This is a genomic window from Acidovorax sp. HDW3 (genome assembly GCF_011303755.1).
Taxonomy (GTDB): domain Bacteria; phylum Pseudomonadota; class Gammaproteobacteria; order Burkholderiales; family Burkholderiaceae_C; genus Paenacidovorax.
Genome location: NZ_CP049885.1, coordinates 2,742,676 through 2,755,000, shown reverse-complemented (window position 1 = coordinate 2,755,000; position 12,325 = coordinate 2,742,676). Strand labels below are relative to the sequence as shown.

Sequence of the window (12,325 nt, the reverse complement as noted above, 5' to 3'; positions counted from 1 at the left end):
ACTCCGAATACCGAAGAGTACAGCTTGGGAGACAGAGCACCGGGTGCTAACGTCCGGACTCAAGAGGGAAACAACCCAGACCGCCAGCTAAGGTCCCTAAAATTGGCTAAGTGGGAAACGAAGTGGGAAGGCTAAAACAGTCAGGATGTTGGCTTAGAAGCAGCCATCATTTAAAGAAAGCGTAATAGCTCACTGATCGAGTCGTCCTGCGCGGAAGATGTAACGGGGCTAAGCCAGTTACCGAAGCTGCGGATGTGCAATTTATTGCACGTGGTAGGAGAGCGTTCTGTAGGCCTGTGAAGGTGGCTTGTAAAGGCTGCTGGAGGTATCAGAAGTGCGAATGCTGACATGAGTAGCGTTAAAGGGGGTGAAAAGCCCCCTCGCCGTAAGCGCAAGGTTTTCTACGCAACGTTCATCGGCGTAGAGTGAGTCGGCCCCTAAGGCGAGGCAGAGATGCGTAGCTGATGGGAAACAGGTCAATATTCCTGTACCGATCAATAGTGCGATGTGGGGACGGAGAAGGTTAGCTCAGCCAACTGTTGGAATAGTTGGTTCAAGCCTGTAGTCGTGCCTGGTAGGCAAATCCGCCGGGCTTAGATGAGGGGTGATAACGAGTCTGCTTGCAGACGAAGTGAGTGATACCCTGCTTCCAGGAAAAGCCACTAAGCTTCAGCTATTGACGACCGTACCGCAAACCGACACTGGTGCGCGAGATGAGTATTCTAAGGCGCTTGAGAGAACTGCGGAGAAGGAACTCGGCAAATTGATACCGTAACTTCGGGAGAAGGTATGCCCTAAGTAAGTGAAGTTGAACAAACGGAGCTGAACAGGGTTGCAAAAAATCGGTGGCTGCGACTGTTTAATAAAAACACAGCACTCTGCAAACACGAAAGTGGACGTATAGGGTGTGACGCCTGCCCGGTGCTGGAAGATTAATTGATGGGGTGCAAGCTCTTGATCGAAGTCCCAGTAAACGGCGGCCGTAACTATAACGGTCCTAAGGTAGCGAAATTCCTTGTCGGGTAAGTTCCGACCTGCACGAATGGCGTAACGATGGCCACACTGTCTCCTCCGCAGACTCAGCGAAGTTGAAATGTTTGTGATGATGCAATCTCCCCGCGGAAAGACGGAAAGACCCCATGAACCTTTACTGTAGCTTTGTATTGGACTTTGAACGGATCTGTGTAGGATAGGTGGGAGGCTTTGAAGAGTGGATGCTAGTTCACTTGGAGCCGACGTTGAAATACCACCCTGGTGCGTTTGAGGTTCTAACCCAGGTCCATTAGCTGGATCGGGGACAGTGCATGGTAGGCAGTTTGACTGGGGCGGTCTCCTCCCAAAGCGTAACGGAGGAGTTCGAAGGTACGCTAGTTACGGTCGGACATCGTGACGATAGTGCAATGGCATAAGCGTGCTTAACTGCGAGACTGACAAGTCGAGCAGATGCGAAAGCAGGACATAGTGATCCGGTGGTTCTGTATGGAAGGGCCATCGCTCAACGGATAAAAGGTACTCTGGGGATAACAGGCTGATACCGCCCAAGAGTTCATATCGACGGCGGTGTTTGGCACCTCGATGTCGGCTCATCTCATCCTGGGGCTGTAGTCGGTCCCAAGGGTATGGCTGTTCGCCATTTAAAGAGGTACGTGAGCTGGGTTTAAAACGTCGTGAGACAGTTTTGTCCCTATCTTCCGTGGGCGCTGCAGATTTGAGGAAGCCTGCTCCTAGTACGAGAGGACCGGAGTGGACACACCTCTGGTGTACCTGTTGTCACGCCAGTGGCATCGCAGGGTAGCTAAGTGTGGAAGAGATAACCGCTGAAAGCATCTAAGCGGGAAACTCGTTTCAAGATGAGATCTGCCGGGGCCCCGAGCCCCCTAAAGAGTCGTTCTAGACCAGGACGTTGATAGGCTGGGTGTGGAAGCGCAGTAATGCGTTAAGCTAACCAGTACTAATTGCTCGTGCGGCTTGACCCTATAACTTTGACGTCCATGTCAAGGTTGTTATGCCAAGTGACGCAATCAAATACCGATTCGATTCTATGAATTCGCTGTCTTGATAAACTATCAAGATGGCTCAAAGTTTAAGCCTGATGACCATAGCAAGTTGGAACCACTCCTTCCCATCCCGAACAGGACAGTGAAACGACTTCGCGCCGATGATAGTGCGGATTCCCGTGTGAAAGTAGGTCATCGTCAGGCTATTAATAGCAAACTAACCCCTTCATTCGAAAGAATGAAGGGGTTTTGTTTTTTGGGGTAACTGCATACCCTGGCAAGGAGCGGCGACGATGCAAGCGGTGATTGATTTTTTCCAGGCCTTTGTGATCGTGCCCCTAACTTTGTTGCCGATCATCAACCCCTTGGGTACCGCGCCGATTTTTACCGCGACCGCTGGGGGCAATCCGTTGGTGGGGCAGCGCCTAGCGCGCCAAGTGGCGATCAATGGCTGGATCGTGCTGGTGGTGTCGATGCTGGTGGGCACCTATGTGCTGGAATTGTTTGGTATTTCCCTGCCCATTGTGCGTATTGGCGGTGGTTTGTTGGTGGCAGCCACGGGGTGGCGCATGCTCAATACCAACGCTGAGGATGACGTCACCGCAGCTGTGGCACGCGAATCCTTGCCTTTGTCGGATGAAGAAATCGTTCGGCGCAGTTTTTTCCCCCTCTCTTTTCCCCTGACCACGGGCCCGGGTGCCATTGCCGCCGCGATTGCTTTGGGGGCCAAATTGCCGAAAACACCAGCGCTGTACCTGCTGGGGGCAGTGGTGGCCTTGCTCGGTGCGACGGCCACCATGGTCGTGGTGTACCTGATTTATCGCAACGCCTCGGCTTTGCTGCGCCGTCTGGGGCCGGTGGGCAGCCTGGTGATGATGCGCCTGGTGGCCTTCATTCTGTTTTGCATCGGCATTGAGATCCTCTGGACGGGTTGGGTCGAGCTCAATGCCGTCGCGCGCTAGGGGCGGGTAGCGTTGGCTGGTGTTGATTGCACTGCCAGCTTGCTCCTCAGATGCGTATCAAGTGTCTCGGTTGCGGCGCAGCTCCTTTCCACGCGGGTAACAATTGGTTTGGGGACTGTCTGGGGGCTGTTGGCGGCCTACCATCGGGGTTTGCCCGAGAGGATGGAGTTGCACCATGCCGAACGCTGCTATACATATTGATTTTGTTTCCGACATTTCCTGCCCCTGGTGCGCCATTGGCCTGCAGTCGCTGCTGCAGGCGCTGCGCCAGCTGCCGGCGGGCATTGCCGTGCAGCTGCAAATGCAGCCGTTTGAGCTCAACCCGCTGATGCCGCCCGAGGGCCAGGCGCTGGACGCGCACTTGCAGGAAAAATACGGCGCCAGCCCTGAGCAAAGTGCGCAAATGCACGCCCAAATTGCGGCCCGGGGCGCGGCGCTGGGCTTTGCCTTCAGCCCGGCGCGTACGCACATCTACAACACGTTTGACGCCCACCGCCTGCTGCACTGGGCGAGCGTGGAGGGCCCGCCGGGCGCGCAGCTGGCGCTGCAGCAAGCGCTGTTTGCGGCCTACTTCAGTCAGGCGCAAAACCCCAGCGACCACGCCGTGCTGCTGCGCGTGGCGCAGTCGGTGGGGCTCGATGGCGCACGCGCGCAGGCGGTGCTGCAAGGCAACGAGTTTGCCAACGCCGTGCGTGCGCGCGAAGACCTGTTCCAGCAGCGCGGCATCCGCTCGGTGCCCTCGGTCATTTTCAATGAGCGTGCCATGCTCCAGGGCGGGCACCCGCCGGAAGTTTTTGCCCAGGCCCTGCACGAGCTGGCCGAGGCTGCGCGCGCTGCCGGGGCCTCTGGTGCAACTTGATTTGCTATCAAAAAAATAGCTGCTAGCGCTTGCTGGATAAGCGCTAGCAGCCTTTTTCTTTGTGATTTGGCGTTATTTTTTCAGGGGAATGGGCGTCTCGGCCGGCACCGGCACGGCGGTGATGGCGTTTTGCGGCGAGCCCTCAATGAGCTTGTCCGAGTAGGTCAGGTACACCAGCGTGTTGCGCTGCACATCGACCATGCGCACCACGCGCAGGCGCTTGAACAGCAGACTCATGCGTTCGGTAAACACCTCATCTTGCTTTTTCAGCGCCCCCTGGGGAAAGCCGATGGCGCCCACCTGGCGGCAGGCAATCGACGCTTCTGCCCTATCTTCGGCCAGGCCCAGCGTGCCCTTGATGCCGCCGATGCGCGCGCGCGAGACGTAGCAGGTCACGCCCGTGACCTGCGGGTCGTCGTAGGCCTCGACGATGATGTCGTGGTCGCGCCCTATCCACTGAAAGGCGGTATCGACAGTGCCGACTTTTTCCCCTGCTGCCAGCGTGCTGGCGCTGGCGCACAGCAGGGCGACGGCAACGCTGGCGGCAGCGGCGCGCATCAGGCGGCCTCGGCGCAGCGGCGCTGCAGGTGGGCCAGCGCTTCCTGCACCTGATCGACCAGCACCAGGCACAGATCGCCAGGCTGCAATCGCGCCAGAGCGTGGTCGATGGCCAGGAATTCGCCGTGGATCTCGGTCACGTAGCGTGTGCGCGGCGCGCCCTGCAGGCCGCTGTGCAAGAGCGCGAGAACCTCGCCGTCGGCGCGACCGCGCTGGCACGCGTCTTGGTACAGCACCACATCGTCAAAGGCTTGGCCCAGGATGCGCGTTTGGGCGCGGATGTCCTCATCGCGCCGATCGCCCGCGCCCGAGATGACGACGCTGCGCGTCTTGCCTGGCATGGCCGAGACGGCCTGCACCAGGGCGCGGATGGCGTCGGGGTTGTGGCCGTAGTCGGCAATCACGGTCGCACCCCGGTAGTCCATGACGTTGAAGCGCCCGGGGGCGTTGTCGCTGTCGTTGACGAAACCGGCCAGGCCCCGGCGGATGGTGTCCCACGGCAGGCCAATGGCCCAGGCGGCGGCGACCGAGGCCATGGCGTTTTCCACCTGGAAGCTGATGGTGCCCCCGCGTGTGAGGGGGATGTCGCGCAGGGCGATTTTTTCGCGCCAGGAGTCTTCGGCGGCGACGATGTGGCCGTCATCGACATAGACCACGCGCTGGCCCTGGGCGCGGTGCGTGGCCATGACCGGGTGGTGGCGGTCGAGGGCAAAGAAGATGACCTTGCCCGGGCAGGCCGGCGCCATGGCGGCGCAGTGCGGGTCGGCGGCGTTGAGCACGGCGTAGCCGCTGGCGGCCACGTTTTGCACGATGACGCGCTTCAAGACGGCCACGTCTTCGACCGTGGTGATGAAGTTCAGGCCCAGGTGGTCGCCCTCGCCCACGTTGGTGACCACCGCCACCTGGCAGCGGTCAAAGCCCAGGCCCTCGCGCAGCAGGCCGCCGCGTGCGCATTCGAGCACGGCGGCGTCTGTTTCGGGGTGGGCCAGGGCGTTGCGCGCGCTGCGCGGGCCGGAGCAGTCGCCGCTGTCGATCTGGCGGCCGTTCACATACACGCCGTCGGTATTGGTCATGGCCGTGCGCCAGCCGTGCGCGGTGAACAGGTGCGCGATCAGGCGCGTGGTGGTGGTCTTGCCGTTGGTGCCGGTGACGGCCACCAGCGGCACGCGGCCATCTTCGCCGGGCGGGAAGATGGCATCGACCATGGGAGCGCCCACATTGCGCGCGCGCCCAAACGAGGGCGCCAGGTGCATCCGCAGGCCGGGCGCGGCGTTGACCTCGCAAATGCCCCCGCCTTGCTCTTCGAGCGGGCGCAGGATGGATTCGCAAATCACGTCCACGCCGCAGATGTGCAGGCCAATGGTTTGGGCCGCCTCGATGGCGCGCGCCACCACCTCGGGGTGGACGTCGTCGGTGACGTCGGTGGCGCTGCCGCCGGTGGATAGGTTGGCGTTGTTGCGCAGCACCACGCGCTGGCCCTGGGCGGGCACGCTCGCAGGCGTCAAGCCCTCGGCGGCGATGCGCGCGATAGCGATGTCGTCGAGGCGAATCTTGGTCAGCGCCGTGCCGTGGCCGCTGCCCCGGCGCGGGTCTTGGTTGACGGTATCGACCAGCTCGGCAATGGTGTGCACGCCGTCGCCCAGCACCTGCGGCGGCTCGCGCCGCGCAGCAGCCACCAGTTGGTCGCCCACCACCAGCAGGCGGAAATCATGGCCGGGCATGAAGCGCTCGACCATCACCTCGTCGCTGTAGTGCTGGGCGGTGGCGTAGGCTGCCTCCAGTTGCTCGCGGGTGGTGATGTTCACCGTCACGCCCTTGCCCTGGTTGCCGTCCTGGGGTTTGACGACCACGGGCAGGCCGACCTCCTCGGCCACGGCCCAGGCGTCTTCGGCACTGGTCACGGGCCGGCCCATGGGCACGGGCACGCCGGCGGCGTGCAAGAGGCGCTTGGTCAGGTCTTTGTCCTGCGCGATGGATTCGGCCACGGCGCTGGTCACATCCAGCTCGGCCGCCTGGATGCGCCGCGCACGGCTGCCCCAGCCCAGCTGCACCAGGGAGCCGCTGGTCAGGCGCTTGATGGGAATGCCGCGCGCCATGGCGGCATCGACGATGGCGCCGGTGGAGGGGCCGATGCGCTCGTCCTCGTCAAGGTCGTGCAGCGCGGCGACGGCGGCGTCGGCGTCAAATGGGGTGTCGGACAGGGCGGCGGCGATCAGCTGCTCTGCCAGCTCCACGGCGCGCAGGCCCACGGCCTCTTCGGTGTACTCGACCACGACCTGGTAGGTGCCTTCTTCCACCGTGGCGTGGGTGCGGCTGAAGGTGACCGGGCAGCCGGCGAGCGCCTGCAGCTGCAGGGCGGCAGTTTCGAGCACTTCGGCGAGCGAGATCGGTTGGTCGCCACCCTCGGGGCGCAGCGCGCCGATGCGCGGAAAGCGCGCGCGCAGGCGCTCTTCCAGGCCGGGCAGCAAGGTGATGTCGCGTTCGGTGCGGGCGCACTCGATGATGGTCTCGACAGCGGTGCTGCGGGTCCAGAGGTTGGGGCCGCGCAAGGCGCGGGTGCGGATGATTTGCATGGCGTGCTCTTTCAGCAAAATCGGGCTGTAGCGCTTGTCTGGCAAGCGCAAGCAGCTATCAAATTTATAGTATCAGGCGGTCTGGTAGTCAAAGGTTTTGATGCCGGCGGCGATCAGGTCGGGGGCAATGCCCAGGGCCCAGGCGGCGGCAATCGCGGCCAGCAGGGCCGGCACTTCAGGCTGCTGGCCGCCCGCCAGGCTCAGCTGTGCCAGGCTGCCGAGCACGCGCTCCTTGGCGCCGGTGGCCAGCACCACGTGGCCCAGGCGCGTGAAGACGGCGCGGCCCTCGCGCTCGGTGCGGTGCGCGGCGATCAGCGGGTTGTCGGCGTTCTGGCTGTAGAACAGCACCTCGCCGTCGCACAGGCGCGCCAGGTCGGCCACCTGGGCGTCGTCGGCGTTGAGCACGCCGGCGCCGTCGTCGAGCACCAGGTCGATCTGCGTGCGCAGCACGCGCGTCATCTGCGCGGCGTCGAGTACGTCGTGGTCGGCCAGGCCCTCCCAGCCGGCCATGTCGGTCACCACGCCGACCAGGCAGCGGTCGTAGGCCACGCCCTCGTCCAGGATGGAGCGTGCCGTGGTCTGGATGACAGCGGCCTGCGCCAGGCGGTTGGTCAGCAGGCGGTGCGCGCCGGCCCAGTGCGCGGCGTTGCTCTTTTGCGTCTGGCGCCCGGCGAGGAACATGCCCTCGCTGCTGGCGACGCCGGTGCGCTTGCCCGAGAGCTGCAGCAGCCAGCCCACCAGGCGGGCGATGAAGGCGTTGCCCTGCGTGCCGGCAATGCCGACGAGCGGGATGCGGCCGGCGCGCGGGCCGTCTTCGCTGTGCGGGAACAGGTGGTCAGCAATGGCCATGCCCACCGGGCGCGGTGTGCCGCTGGTGGGTTTGAGGTGCATCAGCAGGCCGGGGCCGGCGTTGACTTCCAAAATCGCGCCGCCTTGCTCCTTCATCGGGCGCGAGACGTCCTGCAAGATCATGTCCATGCCGGCGATGTCCAGGCCGACGATCTTGGCCGCCAGCTGCGCGTAGTAGGCAACGTCGGGGTGCACCTCGTCGGTGCAGTCGATGGCCATGTTGCCGTTGCGCTGCAACAGCACGCTCTGGCCCTGGGGGATGACGCTCTCGGGCGTCACGCCCTGGCGCTTGAGTTCGAGCTGTACCGCGCCTTTTTCCAGGTCGATCCAGTCGAGCGGGTACTCCTGCTCCGGGCCCCGGCGCGGGTCCTCGTTGAGCTGGGCCACGAGCTGGGCCAGCGTAGCCTGGCCGTTGCCGTGCACGCTCACCGGCTCGCCGCGCGTGGCGGCCACCAGCTTGCCGCCGACGATGAGCAGGCGGTGCTCGGTGCCGGGGATGAATTTTTCCACGATCACCTCCGAGCCCTCGGGCTCGGCCAGGGCGAAGGCGGCGCGGATGTTGGCCTCTTGCGTGAGTTCGAGCGTCACGCCGCGTGCGTGGTTGCCGTCGCTGGGCTTGACGGTGACGGGCGCTCCGATGTCCTGCGCCACTTCCCAGGCCTCGTCGGCGCTGGCCACCACCTGGCCTTCTGGCACGGGCACGCCGCAGGCGGCCAGCAGGCGCTTGGTGAAGTCCTTGTCTTGCGCAATGCCCTCGGCAATGGCGCTGGTCTGGTCGCTCTCGGCCGTCCAGATGCGCCGCTGCGCCGCGCCGTAACCGAGCTGCACCAGGTTGCCGTCGTTGAGGCGAATGTGTGGGATGCGCCGCTGGCTGGCGGCATCGACGATGCAGCCGGTCGAGGGGCCGAGGTAACGGTCGTTGATGGCGGTCTTGATCGCCTGGATCGCGCCCTTGAGGTCAAACGGCTGGTCGTTGATGGCCGCCATGATGAGCGCGTGGCCCTGCGCCAGCGCCACGCGCGCCACGGTCTCCTCGGGGCAGCGAAACACCATGCGGTAGATGCCGCTGCGCGAGGTCTCGCGCGTCTGGCCGAACTCGGCGGGCATCCCGGCGAGATTGAGCAGCTCGATGATGATGTGTTCGAGCACGTGGCCCATCCAGGTGCCGCCCTCCAGGCGCTGGATGAAGCCGCCGCGCTCGCCCACGCCGCAGTGGTGCTCGACCAGCGCCGGCAGCCAGGCCGTCAGGCGCTGGTTGAAGCCCGGCAGCTGGTGCGAGGGGTGTTGTTCGAGCTCCCCCAGGTCCAGCCACACTTCGAGGATTGGGCGGTAGGTCCAGATGTTGGGGCCACGCAGATAGGTGGTGCGCAGCAGTTGGATGTCTTTGAATGTCGCCATGGAAGGGGATGGGAAAAGTGGGGATTTCGAGAGTGCAGATTGTGCGCTTGCCAGCGCCGGTTTGCGCGGCTGTCAGCGCCGGCGCCGCCGCTTGCGTTAAGGATAAAAACCGTCAGCCTTGGCCGGGTCTGTGCTTGATTGACAATTGCCCCGGCCGCCGTTCGTGACCACCGCTGACGCGAGCCCCCCGACACCATGCAACATCACTCATTACCAGACGCCTTCACTGTTCTTCAAGGCCCTTTGGGGGCCGACTTGCGAGCCCAGCTCGCCCCCCATGAAAACGTGCAGGCCGCTTTGGCGGTTGACCTGGGCGCCGATCTGCGCTTTGGCAGCGGTCTGCTGGCGCTGACCGAAGGCCGCCTGTGGGCGCGCCCGCCAGCAGCCGATGCCTGGCAATCCTGGGCGCTGGCGCCCGGCCTGCAGCTGCGCCTGCTCGACCACGGCGGCGTCGGCCAGCTGGAGCTGCACGACGCCCAGCAGCGCCTGGCGGTTTGGTATTTCACCCTGGGGGCGCAGGCCCAGGCGCTGCGCCTGCTGCAGCGCTTTGAGCAGCAGCAGGCGCAGCGCCTGGCCAGCGGCACCAGCGCCGTGGCCGCGCTGCAAGACGAGGCCCTGGCCCCGACCTGCGCGGCCTGCCAGACCCCGCTGCCGCCCGACAGCGACGAATGCCCGGCCTGCGCGCGCCAACAGGCGCCGCAAACCTCCACCTGGGTGCTGCTGCGCCTGTGGCGCTTTGCCCGGCCTTACAAAAAGCAGCTGGCCGCCGGTTTTGGCCTGACGCTGGCCTCCACCGCCGCCTCGCTGGTGCCGCCGTACATGACGATCCCGCTCATGGACGAAATCCTCATCCCCTACCAAAGCGGCAAAGCCATCGACTTTGCCCAGGCCGGCCTGTACCTGTTCGGGCTGCTGCTGGCGGCGATTTTTGCCTGGGGCTTGGGCTGGGCGCGCACCTACATCCTGGCGCTGGTGTCCGAGCGCATCGGCGCAGATCTGCGCACCACCACCTACGAACACCTGCTGCGCCTGTCGCTCGATTACTTTGGCAGCAAGCGCACGGGCGACTTGATGGCGCGCATCGGCTCCGAGACCGACCGCATCAACGTCTTTTTGTCGCTCAACGCGCTCGACTTCGCTACCGACGTGCTCATGATCTGCATGACGGCGGCGATTTTGTTTTCCATCAACCCCTGGCTGGCGCTGGTCACGCTCGTGCCGCTGCCCTTCATCGCCTGGCTGATCCACACCGTGCGCGAGAAGCTGCGCACCGGCTTTGAGCGCATCGACCGCGTCTGGAGCGAAGTCACCAACGTGCTGGCCGACACCATTCCCGGCATCCGCGTGGTCAAAGCCTTTGCGCAGGAAAAGCGCGAGGCCGAGCGCTTTCGCGCCGCCAACGTGCACAACCTGGAGGTCAACGACCGCCTGAACAAAACCTGGAGCGTGTTTGCCCCCACGGTGTCGCTGATGACCGAAATCGGCCTGCTGGTGGTCTGGGGCTTTGGCATCTGGCTGGTGGCGCAAAACCAGATCACCGTTGGTGTGCTCGCCGCCTTCATTGCCTACATCGGGCGCTTTTACACGCGGCTGGACTCCATGAGCCGCATCGTCAGCGTGACGCAAAAAGCCGCCGCCGGCGCCAAGCGCATTTTTGACATCCTCGACCACGTCAGCAACGTGCCCGACCCCGTCAACCCGGTGCGCGTGGACAAGGTGCAAGGCGCAATCGAGATGCGCAACGTCGGCTTTCGCTACGGCAGCCGCGTGGTGGTCAAAGACCTGTCGCTCACCATCCGCCCCGGCGAGATGATTGGTCTGGTGGGCCACAGCGGCTCGGGCAAGAGCACGCTGGTGAACCTCATTAGCCGCTTCTACGACGTGGCCGACGGCGCCATCTTGGTCGATGGCGTGGACATTCGCCGCATGGCGGTGAGTGATTTTCGCCGCCACATCGGCCTGGTGCTGCAAGAGCCGTTTTTGTTCTTCGGCACGATTGCCGAGAACATTGCCTACGGAAGACCCGACGCCACGCGCGAAGAAATCGTCGCCGCCGCCCGCGCCGCGCACGCGCACGAATTCATTCTGCGCCTGCCCCACGGCTACGACAGCCTGGTGGGTGAGCGCGGCCAGGGCCTGTCGGGCGGCGAGCGCCAGCGCATCAGCATCGCCCGCGCCCTGTTGATCGACCCGCGCATTTTGATTCTGGACGAGGCCACTTCGGCGGTGGACACCGAGACGGAAAAGGAAATCCAAAAAGCGCTGGACAACCTCGTCAAGGGACGCACCACGATTGCGATTGCGCACCGCCTCTCGACGCTGCGCAAGGCCGACCGCCTGGTCGTCATGGACCGGGGCGAGATCGTCGAAGTCGGCCCGCACGACGATTTGATGGCGCAACAGGGCGCCTACTGGCGCCTGTACGAAGCCCAGGCACGCCGCGCCGAAGAAGACGCCCAGGCCGCCGGGCTGGTGATCGACAGCAGCCTGCTGCACAGCAGCCACCCCGCAGGAAAGTAACGCCCATGACCTCTTTTGACTTTGGCGCCGGCCTGCGCCTGCAACGCAATCCCCAGGGCCGCCTGGAGCTGACGCTGGCCGATGGCAGCCGCCATGCCGGCGTGACGCCGGTGCGCGCCTTTCCCATTGCCGCGCCGCAAGAGGGGCTGTCGCTGGTCGGCAGCGACGGCCACGAGCTGCTGTGGATAGAGCACTTGAACGCCCTGCCTGCCGCCGTGCGTGCGCTGATCGAGGAAGACCTGGCGGTGCGCGAGTTCGTGCCCGAGATCGAGCAGATTCTGAGCGTGTCGAGCTTCTCCATGCCCAGCCAATGGCAGCTGCAGACCGACCGGGGCCCGGCGCGGCTGCAGCTCAAGGCCGAGGAGGACATCCGCCGCCTGGCCGGGCGCACCCACCTCCTGATCGCCAGTGCCGACGGCGTGCAGTACCGCATCCGCGATACGCAGCGCCTGGACAGACATTCACGTAAGCTTTTAGAGAGATTTTTGTAGCAGCTGACGCGCTCTGGGCCTGGGTTTGACGCCTTTTTGGCTGCAATCGGTCAAAAAGGGCTTAATTTCCCCTGTTGTTTGCCGAAATGAAGCACGAGAGGGGTGGAGTACCACCCCA

7 protein-coding genes and 2 rRNA genes (1 of these 9 cut by a window edge) are annotated in these 12,325 nt (G+C 64.0%); 6 read left to right on the top strand and 3 right to left on the bottom strand.

What is annotated here, in order from left to right; genetic code table 11:
• From G7045_RS12725 to G7045_RS12710, 4 genes are all read left to right on the top strand, one after another.
• A 23S ribosomal RNA gene (locus G7045_RS12725) occupies positions 1-1,976 on the top strand (it extends 900 nt beyond the left edge of the window).
• Positions 1,977-2,088: 112 nt separating this feature from the next.
• Positions 2,089-2,201 (top strand): 5S ribosomal RNA (rrf, locus tag G7045_RS12720).
• Positions 2,202-2,290: 89 nt separating this feature from the next.
• Positions 2,291-2,959 (top strand): MarC family protein, encoded by a 669-nt coding sequence (locus G7045_RS12715; protein WP_166159965.1) that lies wholly within the window; start codon positions 2,291-2,293, stop codon positions 2,957-2,959.
• Positions 2,960-3,134: 175 nt separating this feature from the next.
• Positions 3,135-3,818: a DsbA family oxidoreductase gene (locus G7045_RS12710; protein ID WP_166159964.1), complete on the top strand. Its 684-nt coding sequence runs from the start codon at positions 3,135-3,137 to the stop codon at positions 3,816-3,818.
• Positions 3,819-3,890: 72 nt separating this feature from the next.
• Here G7045_RS12710 and G7045_RS12705 read toward each other — a convergent pair whose 3' ends face one another.
• The 3 genes from G7045_RS12705 to cphA (G7045_RS12695) form a co-directional block, all read right to left on the bottom strand.
• Entirely contained in the window at positions 3,891-4,376 is a 486-nt protein-coding gene (locus G7045_RS12705) for a CreA family protein (protein WP_166159963.1), read from the bottom strand.
• Positions 4,376-6,949, bottom strand: a complete 2,574-nt coding sequence (cphA, locus tag G7045_RS12700) for a cyanophycin synthetase (RefSeq protein ID WP_166159962.1) — start codon at positions 6,947-6,949, stop codon at positions 4,376-4,378. The genes G7045_RS12705 and cphA (G7045_RS12700) overlap by 1 nt, the downstream gene beginning before the upstream one ends.
• Before the next feature lie 72 nt (positions 6,950-7,021).
• Positions 7,022-9,196 carry a cyanophycin synthetase gene (gene cphA / locus G7045_RS12695; RefSeq protein ID WP_166159961.1) on the bottom strand — a complete coding sequence of 725 codons (2,175 nt, stop codon included), beginning with the start codon at positions 9,194-9,196 and terminating at the stop codon, positions 7,022-7,024.
• A gap of 195 nt (positions 9,197-9,391) precedes the next feature.
• Between cphA (G7045_RS12695) and G7045_RS12690 the strand changes: the two genes are divergently transcribed.
• Both G7045_RS12690 and G7045_RS12685 read left to right on the top strand, forming a co-directional pair.
• Positions 9,392-11,716, top strand: a complete 2,325-nt coding sequence (locus tag G7045_RS12690; protein WP_166159960.1) for an ABC transporter ATP-binding protein — start codon at positions 9,392-9,394, stop codon at positions 11,714-11,716.
• A gap of 5 nt (positions 11,717-11,721) precedes the next feature.
• On the top strand, positions 11,722-12,207 hold the full coding sequence (locus G7045_RS12685) for a DUF1854 domain-containing protein (protein WP_166159959.1): 486 nt from the start codon (positions 11,722-11,724) through the stop codon (positions 12,205-12,207).
• Positions 12,208-12,325 lie beyond the last annotated feature (118 nt).